The following is a 19,634-nucleotide window of genomic DNA, read 5'->3' on the forward strand; positions in this document are numbered from 1 at the left end:
AAGTCGTCGCTGCACCGACCAATTCACCGCAAATACGCGGTGCTTCAAAAGAGTTGCGCTTCGATCAGCAATGTGCTACCAAAGCAGTTGGTGAACTGCGTGTTTCGAGAAATACGGACCGCGATGAAGATTGCAAACATCACTAGGCTTCTCCGGCGAGAGTTCGCCGCGGCCGCGTTTTCCCTTCAAGGCCCCGATATGGCCCACGCGGCGACGCATGAAGTGATGATTGAAGCGGTTCGAAACAAGTACGTGCAGATCGGGCTCAAACGGCAGGGCCGGAGTCAGCTCCGCGGATTTTCGATCTCGCGCTGCAACAACGGATGGATGCTTTAGAAGCCAGAATGGCCCAGACGCCGTGAAGTCGCCGGCAAGTTAACTTTCCTCGTTCGCGCTTCGGGCTACGAAGAGGGATAGGCGCCGGCGACTTCCAATCGCACAACCTCAAAACCTCGCGCTTCAGCCTATCTACTGCGCTTTGACGTCATAGCAAAACAGCACGTCATGATCGCGGATATAAAGCTTGCCGTTGGCGATCACTGGGTGAGCCCAAGCGGGACTCTCGCTGCGGTCGGGCTGTTGGAAGCGGCCGCGCTCGATGTACTTCTCGCGATTCGGCTCGATCAGGACGACGGCGCCATCTTCGGTGCGAAGATAGAGTCGCTCACCGGCCATGGTGAGAGATCCCTTTTGCGCATCCCGCTCGCGCCACAGGATATCACCGGTCGCGAAGTCAAGACAAACGAGGAATCCGCCGCCGTTGCCGCCGTTACCTCCATACAGACAGCCGTCATAGACGATCATGCCGCCGTGGTGGTTTTGCATGCTGCTTGTGAAGTAAACTTCTTCCGGTTCAAACGTGCCGTCTTCTTTTTTGAGCAGTTTCACCGCGCCGCCGCCTGTGCCGTAGGCCGAAGATGCGAACAGCAATCCGTCTTGATAAATCGGCGTAGAGCAGTTGATTCCCATTCCATTGGCAGGCCGGTCATACCGCCAGAGCGGTTTGCCGTTGTCTGCAGAAACGCCGATCAGCGCCTTCGCGGTGAATTGCACGTATTGGCGCACGCCTGCTACATCAATCGCGATCGCCGATGCGTAGCCGGCTCCGGCGCTGGGGCCGCCGCGACCTCGACCAAAACCGCCGCGCCGACCGCGACCGGGACTGCCCGATTCGCCTTCTGTCTTTTCTGGTTCGCGCGGCGCCGGCGCTGCGACCGCTTCCGGCAGCTTGCTTTTCCAGATGGTCTCGCCGGTCATTTTGTTCAGCGCGACGATCATCGCTTCGTCGCCGCCAGGAGTGCAGATCAGTTTGTCGCCGTCGATTAGCGGCGACTCGCGATAGCTCCAAGCCGGGATCGCTCCGCCGAAGTCGGTCTTCAAGTCGCGTTGCCAGACGATCTTTCCATCGTCGACCTGCAGACAAGCGACGTTCCCCGCCATGCCGATGACATAGAGCAGCTTACCGTCGACAGTGGGAGAAGCGCCGGGGCCTTCTTTGGATTGCGGCATGCGCTGTGCGTAAGCGGGCCCTAGACGCGTCACCCACAATTCTTCGCCATCCGCTTCGGACAACGCCCAGACCACTTCGTCCTCGCCGCGAATGCTCATCGCGAAGATCCGTCCAGCGGCGATCGACGGCGTGCTGTCTCCTCCTCCCAGTCCGGTCACTTTCCAGGCCAACGCCGGACCTGCGGCGGGCCACTGCTGCATCAACCCGGTTTCTTGGGAAATCGCGTCTCGGTTTGGGCCTTGCCACTGCGGCCAATCAAACGGTTTGGCCGCTTCGGCAAAAACATTCGAGCTGCAAACCGTCAGTGTCAGTAAAAAAGCAAGCGATCTCATGCAATGATTTCCTTGTCGGAACGCGGAAGGCAATTCTGGTTTCCTCGCCTAGAGCGCGGGGATCCCCGTGCTGGTTGAACACCGCAACTTGGATTAGGTTTCCAAAATTCTAGTCGAGGCTCGCCGCTGCGACCGAGAACGATTCTAGAAGAGCTTTCCTCAATCCGCTTCCAACAGGCTGGGGCGACGTCTCAAGGTGCGATGTCTTACCGAAACAGGGGTGGGAAACATGCCGCTTCGCTTGTTTCAGAACACGCTTCTGATCTCTGGTCGATTCAATCGGTCATTCCGCGGTTTGGGGAAAACTAGCTACGGATAGTTGATTGAGATCGGCTGTCAACGGAACTTCAACTACGGCTGATCGTGCGCGGAAGGGTTGGCTGTTAGGCGTTGGACCTCGGATTCCAATTCGGCGATCCGTGCCTGTAATTGCTCTACGACCGGTTTGATTTGACGCTGCGAGAACCGGGGATGAATATGTTGAGGGCAGTTGATGTCCCAGGCTTCGACGGTAAATAAGATCGCTCGCTCGACATTGCCGGGATAAGCCGGATCGCGCAGCAGCTGCTCTAGTCCTTCGTCTCCTTCAACCACGCGTGCAGTCCCCCAGACTTTCACGCGGCGACTATTTGCATAGTCCATCAGAAAGAGAAAAGCCTGGGGGTTTTCCGACAGATTTCCCAGCGATATGTATTGACGATTCCCCCCAAAGTCGGCGAACCCGAGCGTCTGTTCGTCAAGCACCTTCAAAAAGCCAGGCGAGCCGCCGCGATATTGGATATAGGGTTGTCCTTGGGCGTTGGCCGTGCCCAGATAAAACATATCTAGATCGGCGATGTATTGGGCCAAGTCCGATGTGACGCTCGTTTTCCAGCCGGCGCCTTGCTCCATCCTCGCGTAGCTGGCGCGGGATCCTTTTTGCGTTTGTATCGTTTTCACCGCAGACGTAAATGCGATATCGCTGGGGTGTTCTCGTTGCGGTGAATTTGTGGGCGTAGACATGATGACTCTTCCTGCGCGGGAAACGCGAACTGCTGAACTCCTCTTGGTCGGACCCAGGAGGAGTCGGCAGTTGGATCGGCTACTTCGTTGCGTGCTTGTCCAGGAAGTCTCGCATCAGCGCGGCGATCTCGGGCCAGTTCGATTCCAGAGCGAAATGCCCTGCGTCGAGCAGGTGGAACTCTAACGTTTTCAGATCTCGCTTGTAAGGCTCCGCTCCTGCGGCGGGGAAAATCAAGTCATTCTTGCCCCACGCGATCAACATCGGCGGCTGGTGCTTGCGGAAGTATTCTTGCCACTTTGGATAGAGCGGCGGGTTGCTGCCGTAGCTGAGAAACATGTCAAGTTGGATCTCGTTATTGCCGGGACGATCCAACAGAAACTGATCTTCCGCTGGTCCGTCAGGACTGACGAGTTCCGGGTCTTTCACACCGTGCACGTACTGCCACTTGGTGGCGTCGTACGTAAGCAATTGACGCAACGCGTCTCGCTTCTCTTGGTTCGTCGGCTGGTTCCAGTACGCTTTGACCGGCTGCCAGAAATCGTTGTCGAGACCTTCCTCGTAGGCGTTGCCGTTTTGTACGACGATGGCCGTGATTCGCTCTGGGTGTTGCGCCGCCAGGCGAAATCCGATCGGGGCGCCGTAGTCTTGCACGTACAACGCATAGTTCGTCAGACCGACTTGCTCCGTAAATTTGTCAATCACTTGCGCCAAGTGATCGAAGGTGTACGAAAACTTGTCATGCGACGGCATCGAACTATGACCATAGCCGGGATAGTCGGGCGCAATCAGATGGTACTTGTCAGACAGCGCAGGAATTAAGTTACGAAACATCTGCGAACTGGTCGGAAAACCATGCAGCAAAAGGATCGTAGGAGCATCCTGGGGGCCGGCTTCTCGGTAAAAAATATCGAGACCTTCGACCTTAGCCGTTTTGTATTTGACGACGGACGATTGCTGCGCGAGCGCAGAACCGGGAAGGCCTAAGGCCAGTGATGTTAAAATCGCGAGAGCGGACGCCAGATTCCATATCGTTGTGCGTGACATCAATCATGACTCCTGGAAAGTTGGTGGAAAGTGTAGTTTGAGCATTCGATTGGATTGGAGAAGACTGGAAAGCAGCGGCGGATGCAATTTTGGAAAAGTAAAACCGCGGATTTCTATTTGACATCCGGGATGCCAGAGTGATCCGCAGGCCGCGGACCGGGCGCCGGCCAGAAGAACTTGCGATCCGACGCGTTGATCGGCACGTCATTGATGCTGGCTTCGCGGCGCCGCATCAATCCAAGTTCGTCAAACTCCCATAACTCGTTGCCGTAGCTACAAAACCATGTGCCTGCGGCGTCATGCCATTCGTATTGAAAGCGGACGGCGATGCGATTGTCGGTGAACGCCCATAGCGATTTCGTCAAACGGTAATCGAGTTCGCGGTCCCATTTGCCGGTGAGGAACTTGACGATCGCATCCCGTCCGGTGACAAACTCGCTGCGGTTTCGCCAGACAGAGTCTTCGGTGTAGGCTAACGCGACGCGCTGGGGATCACGCGAGTTCCAGCCGTCTTCGGCCAGACGGACTTTTTGGACGGCAGTTTCCAAGGTGAACGGCGGCGCGATCACGATGGGACGAGTCGAAGCAAGGTTGGTGGTCATCTGCGAACTCCTGATTGGTAGTAAGGGGCAGCGTCACGCGATCATTGAGGGACCGCGTGTTGTCGCGATAGGGAACTTGTTTTCACGGGGATCGAATCCGCTTGTTTTTTTAGATAGGTCTTGGCTGCGTCGGCCATCGTGACGAGCGCGGCGCCTGCCATGATTGCGTCCTTGACGACCAGGCGGCCTGCGCCGGACAAAAGTGGAAACCCATGCTCTGGACTTCCCAGCGCCGGAACCCAACACTCAGGCGTCGTGATCAAAAAGGACAACGTCACCAGCGACATTCCAAAGACGAGAAAGCTGCCGATCGCCGAAACCCGCGGCAGCCAAGGGTAAGTTGCGATCAGCAAGCCCAAAGAAACGATGACAGTGCCGAGGCCGTAAGCGAACAGATAGGTGCCGTTCTGTTGATGCCACTGTTGATTGGTGGGCGAAATTTCTCCTTCACGATTTCGATGCTGGCGGTATTCCCCTTCAGGCTGCTGATAGAAGAAACTCATCAGCGGGCTGTTTGCGACAAAGGGGACGATCCCTTCGCCTTCGTAGCGGAACGCTTTCAGGCCGCCGATCCAAACCAGAACGATCACCAGTCCGATCCGGGTAAGATTCATGCCGACCCGATCGAGCTTTGCGGCCTTAACAAAAAGCTGATTAACTCGGTTCATCGGAATTTCCTTGGATAGTGATTTCTAAGCGAAGGTGCATGACGCGTCGGAGTAAGCCGCAAGGGATGCGGCTATAACTCCTTCGCGAGCAGACTAAACCTGCTGGAGGGACGCCGCGCGGGGAAAATCGACCTCGGTATCCGCGACGATGTTGAAGTAGTTGGTAAAGATGTCGAGCGCGACGGCGGCAATGACTTCGGCGATAGCGCCCTCGTCAAAACCGGCGTCGCGGACCGCCTGCACGTCGGCGTCGCTGACTCGCCCGCGAGTCTCGACGATTTGGCGAGCGAACCGAATCAAACTGTCGGTTCCGGGATCAATCGAACCTCCGTTGCGACTATCGACGATCTGTTCCGAGGTCAGGCCGACCATCTTGCCGACTGCCGAGTGGGCGGCCAGGCAGTAATCGCATTCGTTCGCCTGAGCGACGGCCAGGGCGATTTGTTCGCGAACTTTGGCCGAGAGTTTTCCATGTCCCAAGGCGCCGCTCAGCGACAAGTAGCCCTCGAGAACCGCAGGCGAGTTCGCCATCGTACGCATCATGTTGGGAACCATGCCGAGCTTGCGGCCGACGGTCTCCAGTAGCTCCTTCGATTTCCCCTCAGCGTTCTCAGGCGCGATTGCTGTTAGGCGTGACATGGTTCGTTCTCCCTTGCGTTGTGTGATTCATGGGTGAGGCCACCTGCTGGCGGCTTCTGGAGGGAGTGCTAATTCATTTCCCGTGCCATGGGACAGGATTTTTCCGAAGTTGTGGTAATGTAACGACTTAGGGGAATTAGGTTGCTCGCTAGTTGCTTACGAGATATCGTTAATTAACGAACATTCGTAATTGATCCACGAAACTTCGTAGAGGCCACCCTGCCATGGAGTCGCTTTTTCCTCTGCTGGACGATCCCAAGCGGCTTCTGCTCGACTTGGCGCTACAGCACTCGGTCGCCGAGTTGTTGAAGCTAATCGTCGAGCGGCTGAGCAGCTCAGAGCAGGTTGCTTTGGCGCGGATCTGGCTGGCGCAGCCCACAGCTCACTGCACGGATTGTCGAACAGTCGAGCTGTGTCAGTCACAGACGCAGTGTCTGGAGCTTGTCGCCAGCGGCGGGCGTTCCGTCGTTTCGCCGAGCACCGATTGGACAAGCGTCAGCGGCGACTTTCGCCGAATGCCGTTTGGCGCACGCAAAGTAGGGCGGATCGCTTCGAGCGGGATTGCGCTGGAAGAACCGCAGCTCTCGGATCCGCCGCCTGATTGGATTGCTCGCCCTGACTGGGTTCGAGCCGAAGGGATTCAGGGCTTTGCTGGGCAACCATTAATCCATCGCGGTAAGGTCCTCGGCGTGTTGGCTGTTTTTGCGCGTCAGTCGATCGCGAGCGAGTGCATGGGGTGGTTGCGGATGATCGCGGATCACGCCGCCGCCGCGATTGCCACCGCGCGGGCATTTGCCGAGATCGAATCATTGCGTAATAAGCTGGAGTTGGAGAATGAGTACCTGCGTGAAGAACTGAAAGGCTCCGGCGCATTCGGCGAACTGATCGGGCAAAGTCCAGCCCTCGAAGCGGTGTCGCGACAGATTGATTTAGTCGCGCCGACCGATGCGACGGTTTTGATTTTGGGAGAGAGTGGAACGGGCAAAGAGTTGGTTGCTCGAGAGATTCATCGTCGCAGCAAACGGGCCGATCGTCCGTTGATCAAAGTCAATTGCGCGGCGATTCCACGAGAACTGTACGAGAGCGAGTTCTTTGGGCATGCCAAGGGATCGTTTACCGGTGCGCTGCGCGATCGCGTCGGTCGGTTTGAGTTGGCCGAAGGAGGAACGCTGTTTCTCGACGAAGTGGGCGAGATCCCGCTAGAACTGCAAGCGAAGCTGCTGCGAGTATTGCAGGAAGGAGATCTAGAGCGCGTCGGCGAAGAGCAGACGCGACATGTCAACGTGCGTTTGATCGCGGCGACCAATCGCGACTTGCGAGCAGAGTCGGAAGCGGCGAGATTTCGCCAAGATCTTTACTACCGACTGAGCGTGTTTCCTGTGGAGGTTCCGGCGCTGCGTCGACGGAAAGAAGATATTCCGCTATTGGCCGATCACTTTTTGGAATTGGCTGCACGCCGAGTCGGCCGCTTGAAATCCTCGTTGACGTTGGCGGCGGCGCAGCGACTGCAACAATACGACTGGCCCGGCAACGTGCGGGAACTTCAACACGTTATCGAGCGAGCCGTCATCACATCAACCGGCGTCCGCTTGAATATCGAGTTGCCCGACAAATCTGTCACGGCCTCGACTGTTGCGCCGGTCGTCAAAGATGTTGCGGTAAGAACCGATGCGCAGATCCGCCAGATCGAAGTCGACAACATCGTCGCCGCGCTGCAAGCCGCCCAAGGCAAAGTTTCAGGCGCCGGCGGAGCGGCGGAGATATTGGGACTAAAGCCGACGACATTAGCGTCGCGGATCAAAAAACTGGGGATTCAATTTCCAAGCTGGCCCTGAGAAACCAGGGGGAATGGGAAGTGATCAGAAACTCCACACGTTATTTAGAATCGCCGGAGCGATTTCGATCGCGGTATTCGCCTGGCGGGCAACCTTCTTTGGCGATCATCAGCCGCCGGAATCTCTCTTGTCCGCCGAAGCCGGCCAGGTAGGCGACTGATTTGACCGAGAGATTGGTCTCGGTCAGCAAGCGCTTCGCGCGGAGCAAGCGGCAGTGATTGATTTCATCCAGCACCGTGTGTCCAAGTGCGCTGATGAACTTGCGTTCCATGGTGCGTCGCGTGGTCGGGAGCGCATCGACCAGCTGATTGACCGAAAGCGGGCGGTCGCTCTTCGTCCAGATGATGTCGAGCGCTTTGTTCACGATCGGATCCACGACAGGGCCAACGCGCCCGTTGCGGGGGAACGCGACGTTCTCCGCTTGCTGCGGCAACAGTTCGAGCGCCAGCGTGAGCAGCTCCAACGCGTTTGCGCAGACGGCCGGCGCGTGTCGCGTTGGATCTTGATGGATTCGATCGAGCAGGCGATCAAACGTCTGCATCAGCGGAGCGCGTTGTCCGATCTCTAACCGCACCAAGGCGCTTTGTGGAGAGATGGTGCTGTTTTCGAGCAAGCGATGCATGAACTCGCCGTGCAGCGAAATCCAACGTTCGGTCCAGCCGACCGTTCGAACGGGTTGATACCGATGCCATACGCCGGGAAACAAGAGGAAGAGCGTGTCGGGTTCGATGCTGACGCGACCGGTAGGCGTCGATTCAAACGCGCCGCGCCCCTCACTGATGAATTGAATCTGGAATTCCGGCAATTGACGCCCAGCCGTCCATGAGAACTGGTAGACGCCGGGGTGCTGTTCCGGCGGATAGTTCGAGTTGGGTGGGACGACGCCGCGACCGCCGCCGGTGACATAGAAGCCAAACTCCATGTCGCGATCGGTGATAGGCAGATAGTGAAAAAAGTTCTCCGCCCGATTCATGGAAGTCTCTCCAGCTAGGTCCCAGACCGAACATCTCCACGCGGTTAGGCGGCAAGATGCGTAGTACCCGCATGTCGTAAATGTAGGATCTTGCTACGGGAGTCCGTATTCGTGAAATGCCGGACGACTATGTTTGGAACCGGTTTCATGTCGGAATTGTGCAGTACAAGGCCAAATTGCGAGGAGAAAATGCTCCTAAGAGAAAACAGTCATCACTTATGGATCAGGGGAAATTGTCGCAAAACGAGGATTGAAATGCCACTAGATTTTTTCTAGGAATGCTAAAATAAACCTCGCAACAAACGGGTTGCTTCATCCTTCTACTCATCTTGATCCGCTTCGGATCGTATTGGAGTCATCCATCATGTACGGCGTCTCTATTCGTCGACGATCGTCATCCAACCGGCTTGGATTTACCCTGGTCGAACTTTTGGTGGTGATCGCCATCATCGGTGTCTTGATCGCATTGCTCTTGCCGGCGGTGCAGCAGGCGCGAGAAGCGGCTCGTCGCATGCAGTGCGCAAACAATTTGAAGCAGGTCGGTCTTGGTCTGCACAATTTCCACGACACGTACAACCATATGCCTCCCGGCGGAAGCCGAGACGGGCATGGGGGATACACGTGGGGAACCTTCATCCTGCCGTTTTCGGAGCAGGGGAACCTTTGGGATGCAATCGTAGAAGAGTCGGGCAACTATCCTCCTGATCCGACTGGTAAAAAGGGATCGATCTACTGCGGCTGCCATGAGTACAACGTTTGGACGACTCCCGGCCCGGAGCACAACGTCGTCGAAATCTACATGTGTCCTTCCGATGTCTTGCCGGAAGTGCGTGATTCGACCGACATGGGGTTTCAGTGCGGTAAGTCGAACTACGCCGGCAGCATGGGTTGGGGGCACAACTACGGCAACGGGTTCTTCAACCGATTCATCGCTTCGGTCACCAAATTTGCCGACGTCACCGACGGGCTTTCCAACACGATCGCGATCGGCGAAGTCGGAGCAGGGCGAAACGGTTCGGCTCCCTCGGCAGAGAACCCGACCAATCCAGCTTGGGCAGGCAGCCCCAAGGGCGGATCGGGCACTTCCTTAACGCACTGGGGCCCGCTGCGAGAAGCGTGGCACGGAACGCCGATTAACCTATCCAACGGCGGCGGTCCGCTGGGCGATCCGGATGCGTGGGATAAGGGCTTTGGAAGCTTGCATCCCGGCGGGGCGCAGTTCCTGTTTGCGGATGGTTCGGTTCATTTCCTCCCCGAAACGATTTCTCTGGGGACGTATGACAACCTGGGACAAATCAACGATGGCAATGTCGTCGGCGATTTATAGCAGTCGACGTCATTAGGCGGCCGCAGGGGGATTGGATGCGAATCCCCTAGGTCCGGATCGAGAGCGGTTTCGGCAGTCAGCGACTATCGCCGCTGGAAAATAGTTCAAGCCACACGTTAAAAGCAGATGAATTGATATGAGAATTTCAAGTGCTGGATTATGGGGGATCATCGCTCTGACAACCTTGGTCGGTTGCGGCGTGAGTGGAAGCGTCACCGGGATCATCACCGCCAACGGAGAAACGGTTGACGGGGGCAATATTATCTTTCAGCCGATCGAGGCCGGCGCTAAGCCTGCGATTAGCGCCATCGGCAGCGATGGAAATTATGATTTGAAGACAGCCGGGGATGAAGGCCTATCGCCGGGCGAATACCGCGTGATCTACACGCCGCCGAATCAGCGCGAAGACGAAAGCGGACGGCCTGTCGGCAAGCTGGTCAAATGGCGGAAATTTAAAGCTCCGAGCGAAACGGTCAATGTCGAAGCGAAGGAGAATAACATTCCGATCGAATTGGTAAAGCAATAGGCGAATTCGCTTCCGCGATTCGCGCCCCATCAAAAATTAACGCCGCCCGCTGTGCGATCCCATCGCAAGCGGGCGGTTGCGTTCTTGCCGCGAGTTACGAAGGATGCGGCTTCAATATTTTGCTTGAGGAGAACTCACTTAACGGCCATCGCCGATTGCGGCACGTTCTCATAAAGTCGCGTTAGTTCTGCTAGGGACAGCGCCCGATCGAAGATCGCCAACTCGTCGATTCTGCCATGCCAATAGCCGGGGTTTTGCGGATCGGGTTGCGTGCAATCGGGGGAAAGTTTGGCGCCGATTCCGAGCGATTGGGGGCCATCGGTCGCCAGGCCGACGCATTCGGTCGCGGCGATCTCTTGGCCGTTGCGATAGAGTCGCAATTGCTGGCCATCGGCGACAAATGCGACGTGTTGCCATTGTCCTAGCGGCAATGGTTCCTGCTCGCGAAGTTTGACGACGTTTTTGTCGCGGTCGCGTACTTGGACTTCCAGTCCGCCGGCGAACTCATGTAGGCCAAAGTGGAATTGTCCACCCAGACCTGATGGACGATCTTGCTCGTCAAATTCGATGGCCCATTGTTTGGCGATCGCCGCCCAGTGGGGCCGACTTTCGGCTTTGACCCACGCGCAGACCGTGATCGCTCCGTTCGTCACCGGCTGATAGTTGGGGACTTTGGCGTAGGCGCCGGTCCCTGGTCCGCCGAGATAGAGCGAGCTTCCGATGCGCCCCGGTTTGAAGGGAGCTTGCTCCATCCGGTCCTTCAACAAGATTCCCGCAGCGTTACGGCTCCCTTGATCGGTGAGAGAAACGCCATCTAAGGTTGGCGCCATTTGGAAAAACATCGCCGGCTTCAGCTCACTCATCAGTTTCTCATAGCCGATATCCTGACGAGGCGTTTCATTCAAGCGTCGCAAAAAACGATCAAGATCGATATCGATCCCTTCGGGAATCCCGCTGGTTTGGCGGACGCGGGTCGCCTGATTGGAGATCAGTTGAAGTCGCTCCATGCCTTCGTAAGCGAGCTTCGGCGTGACTTTCACTTCTCCGCTAAAGACGTGCACTTCGCTCGCTCGATCGGGAGTGACCTCGACAGCGAATTCCGTTCCGAAATCGGTCAGTTCGATCGAAGGAGTCTCGACCGAAAAACCTTCTCCTGCTGGAGAGACGATGGCCGATAGGCGGCCGCGATGCATGACCATTTTCATGTCGCTGATGATCTCAAAATCCGCCGGCGATTCGACCACGACTTCGACGTCGTTCGCGAACGTGATTTCAGCGAATCCTGCGGAGAGCTGATATCGACCGCTTCGCAGCGGATCTCCTTGATGGAGATTCAACAGCAAGTCCGGGACCGATAGTTGCGCTCCACGACCTTTGGAGAGCGAACCAAAGACTATTCTTTCACTCCAGGGAATGCTGGTTGAAAGCGGGGCTGTCGTCGTGAGTTGCGGCTGGGGGGGAGATTTTCTGGAGACGGAAGCCTGATAGACGCTCCAGACAAAAGTTGCGAGAAACAGCACGGTCGCGGCCAAGGCGCAAAGCTGCCAGCGTTGGACCGACGATTTGGATTTCCCCGGATTGCTGGTGGGGGTGGCCGCCGAAGTCGCCGACTCGAAGGGAGTCTCCGACAAGACTCCATGCTCCCAGGCGAGCATCGAATGAACTTGGCAATGCTCGACGTAGTAGCGCTGCGCCACGCGATCGCCTCGTAAGAGATCGGCGAGACGACGCCGATCATCGTCGGAGAGGCTGTCGTCAAGCTGCGAATTGATTAACTCGCCCAGCTCTTTTCTCGTTTCTGGAGTCATGAATGCGTCATCTCGGTTTGGCCTTTGTTAACGCAGCGGAGCAGGTTCTCCCGGGCGCGAAACAAGGTTTGTTTTACGGCGTTGACAGTTCTCTCGGTTTCGTGAGCGATCGATTCCAAGGTCGCGCCGCGACGGTACCGGCGTTCGATGGCGCTGCGCTGCCGCTCATTGAGTTTTTGAATGCATTCGCGCAATAGTCGCTGCCGCGCGACGAACGTCTGGTCATTATCGTGAGCGACTTGAGCCAGATCGCTCAGCATGTCATCGTCAAAGATCAGTTTTTCACGATGCTTTCGTTTACGGTGCGCCAACACCTGAAAGTAGGCGATTCGAAACGACCAGGCGACAAAATTGGTCCCGATTTCAAAATCGGCGGCACTGCGCCACAAGACGATGTTCGTTTGCTGCAAGACGTCATCCGCTTCGTTGCGGTCGAAGACCAGCGACAATACGTAGGCGTAAAGCCGGCTCTGATGGGAAGTCAGAAGCTGGATGAATTCCCCGGCGTCATTCATTAGGAATTCCTTCGGAAAAATAACGTGTCGCTTCCACGAGAAATCCAAATGGTCCAGAAGCGTATCGTCTATTTGAGCATGCGCCGACAGCTTTTCGAGCCGCGGATCGGCACTGGACTTAGCAACGTCAGTTGCTGGTCAAGTCAAAGTTGACGGTCGTGCTTCCCGGCTCGGCGGTCAAGCGCAGCTCGGAGTTTTTGCCGTGATACTTTTTGGGGAAACTTAAATCACCAGGTTTGATTTCTGACATCAAGCCATCGGCCTTTAGGTGGTCGGCCCGGCCTTGGATTTCGACCCGATAATTGCCTGGTGCGAGCCAATCGTTATTGAGCGACATTTGGGCCTCGTAGCGACCATTTTCGTCGGTAATCGCGGTGCCGCCGGGACCTCGATCCAGGGAGACGAAGGTTAGTACGCTCTTTGGCGCGGGGTTTCCGTCAAAAGTCACGACGCCAGATACATGCGAGTTGTCGCCGCTACTGCAGCCTGCGAGCGTCACGCAGGCGATTGACGCCAGCAAGAGCACGGCGGCCCGACTACCTATCACTCGATTACATTCCATTTTGAATCATCCAATTGCTGCGAAAAGAGCAGATATGTTCTCAAAGACAAATCGACCAACCGTAGAATACGAAAGAGGGCCGTGCGACTTGCAATTTGTCATCCACTCGGCGTGCGTCTAATCGTACATTGCGACAGCTCATCCCAGAAGCTCTCCCCGCGATGCTGACAGCGGAGAGAGCCTTGGCAAGATCAACCCAGCCGTATTTGCGGCTGGGCTTGAACGAACAGCTTATTCTTCATTGATGACAAAGCCATCATTTCGCACGCACAATCGCTGATAGGTCCCGGAATTGTTATCCACGGGATTGCCATTGCCGCTGCTCCAAATCGTATCGGAGATCAAGCGAACCGAACCGTCGCACATCGCGAAGTTGACGCCGCCGGGATGATAGCTGGAGGTTCCGCACATCGCGGCCCAGTAACCGTTCGGAACTCGGTTCGGCGCGTATTCGGGTTGAAAACTGCACTGTCGTCCTTGCGTGTTCCCCTGGATTTTCTGAATGACCATGATCGACCCGCCGGCAGTCTTCGCTTTCTCGTCGTAGCGGCGCTCGCCGAAGAGAATCGTGTTGGAAGTGCCGTCGGTGATTTTGCTCATGTTCAGTTTCTTAAAGCCGACAATCGCTCCGGTGGGTTCGAAGGTATTGGTTTCAAGCGGATGGTTGATGTCATCGTCCAGATAGCCAGGTCCGTAGTTCGCCACGTAATTCGCTTTGGCGGCGATCACGTCTTCATGTTCCCAAAGGCAATACCATTCCTTGTAGGTTCCATAGGTGTCTTGCCAGCCGCCGGTCGCACAAACTTCGGGAGTCAGCGTCGGGCCGACGTCGCTCGGGCAGGTGTAGCCGTCGATCGAAGTCGCAAGCAGCTTTTTGTAGGCGGCCTGATCGGCTGCGTCGTTATAGCTGTCTCTGGCGCTCTTTTTCGACACGCCGAGCAAATCGTGCAACGGTTGCTGCTCGATGAACGGCAAGAGCAACGCTCCCCAGCACCAAGGGCTATCGACGTTGTAGTCCCCCTTGATGTATTGAACCAATTCAGGAAACCCGCCGAACGTGTCGTGATGGTTGTGTGACGCCAGCGCGATCTGCTTCAAATTGCTCGTGCATTCCATCCGCCGCGCCGCTTCTCGCGCTTGCTGGACCGCAGGCAACAGCAGTGCGATCAAGACGCCGATGATCGCAATCACGACCAACAGTTCGACGAGGGTGAAACCGGGGCGCCGCTTCAGCGCGGCGCGATTCGAAATTGGATTTTGTTCTGATAGTTGCATGGTTGGGGCTTTCACTGAATGGGGGCTACCGCGACGGTTGAACCAGCGTGGAAAAGGAAAAAATGAAGTATGTGGATATAGCCGGCGTTCAGTTAGGGTTACGGGGTTGACCCAGAAAAACTCGAAAAAGAAAAGTTCATCGCCGAAAAGGCGATCCGCTGCAGGAGGGCAGGGAAACTCGCAGAATGTGATGAGAGAGAAGGCAACGCCGTGCAGACAGACATTACGAACTCCTAGACGTGGTTTACGGGGTTCGCAAGGGAAAATTTTCGCCGTGAGATTGCGATTCTTTGGCAGATCGGTCGATCGATAGAGACTCCCCAAGGTCAGGGAGAAGACCCTTCAACGTGGAAGCGGGAGCCCGCGAGAAGCGCTGCCGGAAAGCGATTCGCGATAGTTGGACGACTCGTTCAGAGCGAATCTTCCTCGCTGCTGGCGGCGACATAGAGATTTTTGGACATCTCAAACAACTGGTGATAGGCGTCTTCATCGCCGGGCTTGGGGGGAGCGAACTCGACGCCGTGTCGAACCATATAGGCCAAGAGCGTCGCCAAGTTTTTGCCGTCGACATTGGGATTGTAGGTCCCCATATTTAACGCTCCGTCCGCTTCGCCCACGTTCTTCAGTCGCTGGATGGCCAGCATCATGCTTTGCAGATGCATCTCTGAGGCGCGATACAGCCGAAATTTGTCGATTCCGGCTTTGGCCATCGCCGTGCGGTCGTAGGTTTTGAGGAACTGGCCAGCCAGATTCAACGAGGCTTTTTCGAGCGCTTCGATCGAGCGGTTGTCGATTTCTGTGCGCGTCGAAGCGTTCTGCTGAATATCGATGAGCAACGCTTGGATCTCTTCGCGTGAACTCTGGAACTTGTCATCACGCAAAAGGTAGGGCCACCAATCAAACGAATTCAATCGCCCCGTATCGGCGGCGAAGACGCCGGTCTCTCCGCGGACGTTGGTAAACCGCAAGCGTATCTTGGATTTCATTTCTAAAGGCAAATCGAATTGCGCGATGAGATTCTCAATTTCCGGATCATCCCCTTGAAGGTATTGAAACGAGAGGACCGTCGATCGCAGCGCCTCTTTCAGCGTGTTGAGTGAGCGCCCGTTCGACATGCCTTCGCCGGTGAGTTCGGGGTGATCCACAATACGCCGCAGCGCTTTCTCTTTTCGTTTGTCTGCTTCGTCCAGGTGATTTTTCAACACGTGAGCATCACGTTCGGCGCGACGTTGGAAGTAGATCTCCACCGTTTTCAGCGCGTTGTCGAGTTCTTTGGAGTACGCTTCGGCGGCGATCGAACGGGCAATCTGATAATCGACCGAAGCGGCCGCTTGTGCTCGAATCATGTCGGACTGGGCGTAGATCAAAGCGGCCGACGCGTACGGAGCGCGCTCATAGATATAGAAATCTTGCCCACGGCAAAGGGTGGGAATCGCGACAAGACTTATCGCGCAGAGAATGGTCAGGCCGATTGAGCGAACGGAATCAGGCGTGATCATTGGGCGTTCCCTGTCAAAGGTGCGGTGGAGGCGCGAAAATAGGGTTGAAAGAAATCGGAGAGATCCGCAACCACCGTCGCGTCAAATTGCTTCCCGGTTGGCGGCGAATTTAGCTCGCGCTCTGGCGTAACCCGCGAATAAATCGCAATCAGACGTTGCTCGGCGTCAAGAATAGCAGCGCCCGTAAAGCTTAGGCCCAAGTGATCCGCCGGCTCGATCTGCGAGAACTGAGCGACCAGCAGACGCGGGTTTTTGGGGTCGCCGATCATTCCGGTCGATTGGCGGACGCGCCCTTTGTCGGCTCGATACTTGGCAGGCGATTGCAACTCGCAGTAGGGAGCAACGCGATCAAAGGCGAAGCTCCATACGGAGACGCCGGTTTGCGGCGGCAGTTTGGCGGCCGGTGCGATCGGCAACCACGCGGGCAAATCGGCGTCGACCTCGATGACGGCGACATCAAAATGATGCGGCAGCTCGGCGATGGTCATGTAGTGCTGATAAGCGTCGCGAAGTTGCGACTGGACGTCTTGCTCGGCGCCGGTTTGTTTGACTTTCTCGATCAGCTCTTTGAATTTTCGCTCGGCTTCGTCCCCCTCACTAATCCGTTTCAGATAGGTGGGATGCGCGACAAACTTTTTGATGTTCGGCGTTGTCGCTCCCTGCAGAACGACGTTCGGAAAACGCTGTTGGGCAAGGTTGGCGATCGCTTTGCATGTCGCTGAAGTCAGCAAATGCCGGGGACCGATCGCAATCGCCGAGCCAATTCGGTAATGTTCTTTCCGCTCGGGATCGGCGAGGATTAACGCATACAGCGCGTCGGTCGCCGCCGCTTTTTTCTCGGGAATCGAAACCAGGGTCGGTTCCACAGGATTTTGAAGCATCGCTGAGTGCGTCGCGTCGGCAGCGGGGAGCGAACCGAGCTCGTCTGCCGAATTCTTGTTCCAGATCAACAGCATCACGACCAATAGCAGAGCGACCGATCCTCCCGCCGCCAGACCAAGCAGTAAGTTGCGGCGGCCGGCATCTGCAGTCGTAGGCGTCGCCGTTTCCAGCGGCGGCAAATTCAAGGAGACGCCGGCGATGGTCTTGTCGGAAGAGAGCAGCAGGTTGGCTATGGTCGTTTCATAGTCGCCTAAAACGACCGAATCGCTCGCGGCGACGACCGCCTGCTGGATCCGATTTCGCTCTGAACCAAGAAACGTGCCGTTGCTCGATTGGAGGTCCCGCAGGGTGAGTTGTCCCTCGTCAATCAGTAGGATCGCATGCCTGGACGACACGCTGGGATGGTGGATGACAACATCGTTAGCGGCGGCTCGGCCGATCGAAATCTTGACGGCCGAATCCGATGGCGCGGCAAGCGGCGGTTTCAGGGCTGGCGGCTCCGGCGGCGTGACTCGCTGCGGTGGATCGTGATGCGCCGAAGCGGGCCACGGGAGCGGAACGCTTCGTCCAAGCGTTACATGATCACTGATGACGATTTGCTGCCGCTGGGTCAGTTTGGTTCCGTTGACGTAAACGCCGTTGGTCGATCCCAGGTCTTCGATGAACCACTTGCCGGCGAGCAGCTCTAGACTGCAATGTCGCCCCGAGACGATTGGCTCGCTGACGACGAGATCGCAATCTGTACTCGCGCCGATGATCCACTTGCGATCGTGGTCGCTCATGTCCAGCCTTCTTTCATCATGACTGCTTTTAAAGCTGCCTGCATTTCGCGGCCATTTGCGAATCGTTCATTACAGTCGTCCGCTAGGGACTGGTCAAGAAAACTTGCTAGCCCAGGATGATAGTCCGGAACGTGGGAGTGGAGCGGGACGATCTTGCCGTTCAAAATAACGCTGAGCGGGTCGAGTCCCTTTTGTGCTTCGCGCGGATATTTGTTGGTGATCAGGCGGTAAAAACTGGCGGCCAAACTAAAGACGTCGCTGGACGGATTGACGTATTTGTAATTGGTCAATTGTTCGCGCGGCATGAACGGAAAACTCCCTCCATAAACGCCGGTGGCCGTCATGCCCGAGAAACCGGCCCGTTCAAAGTTTTTCGCCAGGCCGAAGTCCGCCAACTTGGGACTCCATTTGGTTCCTCGCTTCGTCATCAAAATATTGGCCGGCTTGAGATCTCGGTGCACCAACCCTTTTTCATGAGCGAACGACAAACCCTCTAGCAATTGGTAGAGCAGGCGAGCGATGTATTTCGGTTTCGGCAGTTCTTTGCGTTCCCGAAAGACATGGCTAATCGGACCGCCGGTACAGTACTCCATCACAAAGTAAAAGTCGTTATTGATGCAGCCGGCGTCAATGCAGCGAATGATATTGGGGTGTTTCACACGACTGGTGACGGCCACTTCTCGTAAGAAAGCGGTGCGCGCTGGAACCGAAACTTTCATTTGCGATTTCAGCAGCTTGATCGCGACCGGCGTATCTTGACCCGAAGGCTTCGCTAAAAAAACGGTCCCCATCCCGCCGGAACCTAAGACGCGAATCAACTGATAGCCGTGAATCACGGGCAAGGCCGCTTGCGGGTTTACGGCTCGATCCAGCAGCCCGCGCACCGGATTGCTGGCAAGATTGCTTTCTTGGGCGGCGCCGCGTTCGCCATCACCCGCCGCAGGCAAATCGCAATGCCGCGCCGCACCGAGCAACGGACTGGCCGGCGATGGCTGCGGGGCAGCGAAGGGAGACGCCATTTCCGGCATCGTGCGCCGTGCGATCGGCTCGGCTGGGGAAGACGGACTATCCAGCGGATCGGCCGGCGTACGATCTTTAGCGAAAGGTGACGCCATTTCCTGCATCGTATGCCGTGCAATCGGCTTGGCTTGAGACGGCGAACGATCAAGGGGTTTCGCCGGCAGTCGGTCTTCGGCAAAGGGAGAAGCCATCTCTGGCATCGTCTGACGCTGCGGCGGCGGTGCTGGCGTTCGATCCGCGATAGGTTCTTGCGGCGTCTCGGGAAGATCGTTGGGAAGCGAGTCGAGTTCGAGCGGGGTCGAGTCAAAGAACTGCGTCGCGACGATCTCTTCCTGCTCTACCGTGATTAGGAAAACGGTTTTGCCTGCTTTAATGGTGTCGCCGCTAGACAGATCAACGCTTGGCCCGGTCGCTTTTCCTAACTGGCTCGAATCCAACGCGTCTTTTCGTCCGCCATGTTTCTTTTGATTGACGTACGTCCCATTGCGACTTCCCAAATCTTGCAGACGCGCAAACGGAGGATTGATTTCCAGAATAAAATGGTGTCGCGATATAAAGGGGTCGTCTTCAATAAACGCATGGCAGTTGTTGGGATTTCTTCCAAAGAGGAAGATGTCATGGCCGTCAAACGAATAGGTTCGCCCTTTCATGGGGCCTTGAGTAACCTTGATATGAACGTTTGGCGTCATTGTTTTCGATCTGGAGAGCGATTCGTGGCCATTTGGTGGATGGAAGTCGTGCGCTACCTATCTACGTGAGCTTGGTCAGAAAACCGGGACGCCGCTCTCCCATTTTTTGGGAAAGTGATTTCTCGCTTGCCTGGATGCAGGCT

18 protein-coding genes are annotated in these 19,634 nt (G+C 56.4%); 4 read left to right on the plus strand and 14 right to left on the minus strand.

The features are described 5' to 3' along the window. Nucleotides 1-123 precede the first annotated feature (123 nt). Nucleotides 124-336 (plus strand): hypothetical protein, encoded by a 213-nt coding sequence (locus DSM3645_RS30160; RefSeq protein ID WP_131282214.1) that lies wholly within the window; start codon nucleotides 124-126, stop codon nucleotides 334-336. Between the two features lie 132 nt (nucleotides 337-468). Here DSM3645_RS30160 and DSM3645_RS04555 read toward each other — a convergent pair whose 3' ends face one another. From DSM3645_RS04555 to DSM3645_RS04580, 6 genes are all read right to left on the minus strand, one after another. Continuing rightward, nucleotides 469-1,842, minus strand: coding sequence for an outer membrane protein assembly factor BamB family protein (locus DSM3645_RS04555; protein WP_002650859.1), 1,374 nt, complete (start codon nucleotides 1,840-1,842; stop codon nucleotides 469-471). Between the two features lie 351 nt (nucleotides 1,843-2,193). After that, entirely contained in the window at nucleotides 2,194-2,844 is a 651-nt protein-coding gene (locus DSM3645_RS04560; protein ID WP_050769301.1) for a pyridoxamine 5'-phosphate oxidase family protein, read from the minus strand. Nucleotides 2,845-2,923: 79 nt separating this feature from the next. Beyond that, nucleotides 2,924-3,889, minus strand: coding sequence for an alpha/beta fold hydrolase (locus DSM3645_RS04565; RefSeq protein ID WP_002650861.1), 966 nt, complete (start codon nucleotides 3,887-3,889; stop codon nucleotides 2,924-2,926). Nucleotides 3,890-4,002: 113 nt separating this feature from the next. Then, complete coding sequence (locus DSM3645_RS04570; RefSeq protein ID WP_002650862.1) at nucleotides 4,003-4,491, minus strand: nuclear transport factor 2 family protein; 489 nt, start codon at nucleotides 4,489-4,491, stop codon at nucleotides 4,003-4,005. Nucleotides 4,492-4,532: 41 nt separating this feature from the next. Then, nucleotides 4,533-5,159, minus strand: a complete 627-nt coding sequence (locus DSM3645_RS04575) for a DUF417 family protein (RefSeq protein ID WP_002650863.1) — start codon at nucleotides 5,157-5,159, stop codon at nucleotides 4,533-4,535. 93 nt (nucleotides 5,160-5,252) lie between these two features. Next, the gene (locus DSM3645_RS04580; protein WP_002650864.1) at nucleotides 5,253-5,798 is read right to left on the minus strand and encodes a carboxymuconolactone decarboxylase family protein; all 546 of its coding nucleotides are present in this window, start codon (nucleotides 5,796-5,798) and stop codon (nucleotides 5,253-5,255) included. A 224-nt stretch (nucleotides 5,799-6,022) separates the two neighbouring features. Here DSM3645_RS04580 and DSM3645_RS04585 point away from each other — a divergent pair, with 224 nt between their 5' ends. Continuing rightward, nucleotides 6,023-7,633, plus strand: a complete 1,611-nt coding sequence (locus tag DSM3645_RS04585) for a sigma-54-dependent Fis family transcriptional regulator (RefSeq protein WP_002650865.1) — start codon at nucleotides 6,023-6,025, stop codon at nucleotides 7,631-7,633. Between the two features lie 40 nt (nucleotides 7,634-7,673). Here the strand turns inward: DSM3645_RS04585 and DSM3645_RS04590 are convergent, their stop codons facing one another. Continuing rightward, entirely contained in the window at nucleotides 7,674-8,606 is a 933-nt protein-coding gene (locus DSM3645_RS04590) for an AraC family transcriptional regulator (RefSeq protein WP_002650866.1), read from the minus strand. Between the two features lie 364 nt (nucleotides 8,607-8,970). Here DSM3645_RS04590 and DSM3645_RS04595 point away from each other — a divergent pair, with 364 nt between their 5' ends. Together DSM3645_RS04595 and DSM3645_RS04600 are read left to right on the plus strand one after the other, a co-directional pair. Beyond that, nucleotides 8,971-9,933: a DUF1559 family PulG-like putative transporter gene (locus tag DSM3645_RS04595; RefSeq protein ID WP_002650867.1), complete on the plus strand. Its 963-nt coding sequence runs from the start codon at nucleotides 8,971-8,973 to the stop codon at nucleotides 9,931-9,933. Between the two features lie 136 nt (nucleotides 9,934-10,069). After that, nucleotides 10,070-10,459 carry a hypothetical protein gene (locus DSM3645_RS04600; RefSeq protein ID WP_040351607.1) on the plus strand — a complete coding sequence of 130 codons (390 nt, stop codon included), beginning with the start codon at nucleotides 10,070-10,072 and terminating at the stop codon, nucleotides 10,457-10,459. Between the two features lie 134 nt (nucleotides 10,460-10,593). Here DSM3645_RS04600 and DSM3645_RS04605 read toward each other — a convergent pair whose 3' ends face one another. The 7 genes from DSM3645_RS04605 to DSM3645_RS27680 all read right to left on the minus strand — a co-directional run bounded on the left by DSM3645_RS04605 (nucleotide 10,594) and on the right by DSM3645_RS27680 (nucleotide 19,491). Further along, entirely contained in the window at nucleotides 10,594-12,267 is a 1,674-nt protein-coding gene (locus DSM3645_RS04605) for a LamG-like jellyroll fold domain-containing protein (RefSeq protein ID WP_002650869.1), read from the minus strand. After that, nucleotides 12,264-12,782, minus strand: a complete 519-nt coding sequence (locus DSM3645_RS04610; protein ID WP_002650870.1) for a sigma-70 family RNA polymerase sigma factor — start codon at nucleotides 12,780-12,782, stop codon at nucleotides 12,264-12,266. Before DSM3645_RS04610 ends, DSM3645_RS04605 begins: the two co-directional genes overlap by 4 nt. A 127-nt stretch (nucleotides 12,783-12,909) precedes the next feature. After that, the gene (locus DSM3645_RS27675) at nucleotides 12,910-13,344 is read right to left on the minus strand and encodes a carboxypeptidase-like regulatory domain-containing protein (RefSeq protein ID WP_002650871.1); all 435 of its coding nucleotides are present in this window, start codon (nucleotides 13,342-13,344) and stop codon (nucleotides 12,910-12,912) included. A gap of 231 nt (nucleotides 13,345-13,575) precedes the next feature. Beyond that, complete coding sequence (locus DSM3645_RS04620) at nucleotides 13,576-14,619, minus strand: DUF1559 domain-containing protein (protein ID WP_040351608.1); 1,044 nt, start codon at nucleotides 14,617-14,619, stop codon at nucleotides 13,576-13,578. Between the two features lie 410 nt (nucleotides 14,620-15,029). Beyond that, nucleotides 15,030-16,118, minus strand: coding sequence for a hypothetical protein (locus DSM3645_RS04625; protein WP_002650873.1), 1,089 nt, complete (start codon nucleotides 16,116-16,118; stop codon nucleotides 15,030-15,032). Then, a complete protein-coding gene (locus DSM3645_RS04630; RefSeq protein ID WP_002650874.1) occupies nucleotides 16,115-17,782 on the minus strand; it encodes an FHA domain-containing protein in 1,668 nt (555 codons plus the stop codon). The genes DSM3645_RS04625 and DSM3645_RS04630 overlap by 4 nt, the downstream gene beginning before the upstream one ends. After that, nucleotides 17,779-19,491, minus strand: a complete 1,713-nt coding sequence (locus DSM3645_RS27680) for an FHA domain-containing serine/threonine-protein kinase (protein WP_002650875.1) — start codon at nucleotides 19,489-19,491, stop codon at nucleotides 17,779-17,781. The genes DSM3645_RS04630 and DSM3645_RS27680 overlap by 4 nt, the downstream gene beginning before the upstream one ends. Nucleotides 19,492-19,634 lie beyond the last annotated feature (143 nt).

Source organism: Blastopirellula marina DSM 3645 (assembly GCF_000153105.1).
Classification (GTDB): Bacteria; Planctomycetota; Planctomycetia; order Pirellulales; family Pirellulaceae; genus Blastopirellula; species Blastopirellula marina.

What these genes read in the sequence shown, in the direction of transcription:
- DSM3645_RS30160 (WP_131282214.1), top strand. Translation starts at nt 124, where the DNA reads ATGAAGATTGCAAACATCACTAGGCTTCTCCGGCGAGAGTTCGCCGCG.
- DSM3645_RS04620 (WP_040351608.1), bottom strand. Translation starts at nt 14,619, where the DNA reads ATGCAACTATCAGAACAAAATCCAATTTCGAATCGCGCCGCGCTGAAG.
- DSM3645_RS04585 (WP_002650865.1), top strand. Translation starts at nt 6,023, where the DNA reads ATGGAGTCGCTTTTTCCTCTGCTGGACGATCCCAAGCGGCTTCTGCTC.
- DSM3645_RS27675 (WP_002650871.1), bottom strand. Translation starts at nt 13,344, where the DNA reads ATGGAATGTAATCGAGTGATAGGTAGTCGGGCCGCCGTGCTCTTGCTG.
- DSM3645_RS04600 (WP_040351607.1), top strand. Translation starts at nt 10,070, where the DNA reads ATGAGAATTTCAAGTGCTGGATTATGGGGGATCATCGCTCTGACAACC.
- DSM3645_RS04630 (WP_002650874.1), bottom strand. Translation starts at nt 17,782, where the DNA reads ATGAGCGACCACGATCGCAAGTGGATCATCGGCGCGAGTACAGATTGC.
- DSM3645_RS04560 (WP_050769301.1), bottom strand. Translation starts at nt 2,844, where the DNA reads ATGTCTACGCCCACAAATTCACCGCAACGAGAACACCCCAGCGATATC.
- DSM3645_RS04590 (WP_002650866.1), bottom strand. Translation starts at nt 8,606, where the DNA reads ATGAATCGGGCGGAGAACTTTTTTCACTATCTGCCTATCACCGATCGC.
- DSM3645_RS04595 (WP_002650867.1), top strand. Translation starts at nt 8,971, where the DNA reads ATGTACGGCGTCTCTATTCGTCGACGATCGTCATCCAACCGGCTTGGA.
- DSM3645_RS04625 (WP_002650873.1), bottom strand. Translation starts at nt 16,118, where the DNA reads ATGATCACGCCTGATTCCGTTCGCTCAATCGGCCTGACCATTCTCTGC.
- DSM3645_RS04555 (WP_002650859.1), bottom strand. Translation starts at nt 1,842, where the DNA reads ATGAGATCGCTTGCTTTTTTACTGACACTGACGGTTTGCAGCTCGAAT.
- DSM3645_RS04580 (WP_002650864.1), bottom strand. Translation starts at nt 5,798, where the DNA reads ATGTCACGCCTAACAGCAATCGCGCCTGAGAACGCTGAGGGGAAATCG.
- DSM3645_RS04575 (WP_002650863.1), bottom strand. Translation starts at nt 5,159, where the DNA reads ATGAACCGAGTTAATCAGCTTTTTGTTAAGGCCGCAAAGCTCGATCGG.
- DSM3645_RS27680 (WP_002650875.1), bottom strand. Translation starts at nt 19,491, where the DNA reads ATGACGCCAAACGTTCATATCAAGGTTACTCAAGGCCCCATGAAAGGG.
- DSM3645_RS04610 (WP_002650870.1), bottom strand. Translation starts at nt 12,782, where the DNA reads ATGAATGACGCCGGGGAATTCATCCAGCTTCTGACTTCCCATCAGAGC.
- DSM3645_RS04570 (WP_002650862.1), bottom strand. Translation starts at nt 4,491, where the DNA reads ATGACCACCAACCTTGCTTCGACTCGTCCCATCGTGATCGCGCCGCCG.
- DSM3645_RS04565 (WP_002650861.1), bottom strand. Translation starts at nt 3,889, where the DNA reads ATGTCACGCACAACGATATGGAATCTGGCGTCCGCTCTCGCGATTTTA.
- DSM3645_RS04605 (WP_002650869.1), bottom strand. Translation starts at nt 12,267, where the DNA reads ATGACTCCAGAAACGAGAAAAGAGCTGGGCGAGTTAATCAATTCGCAG.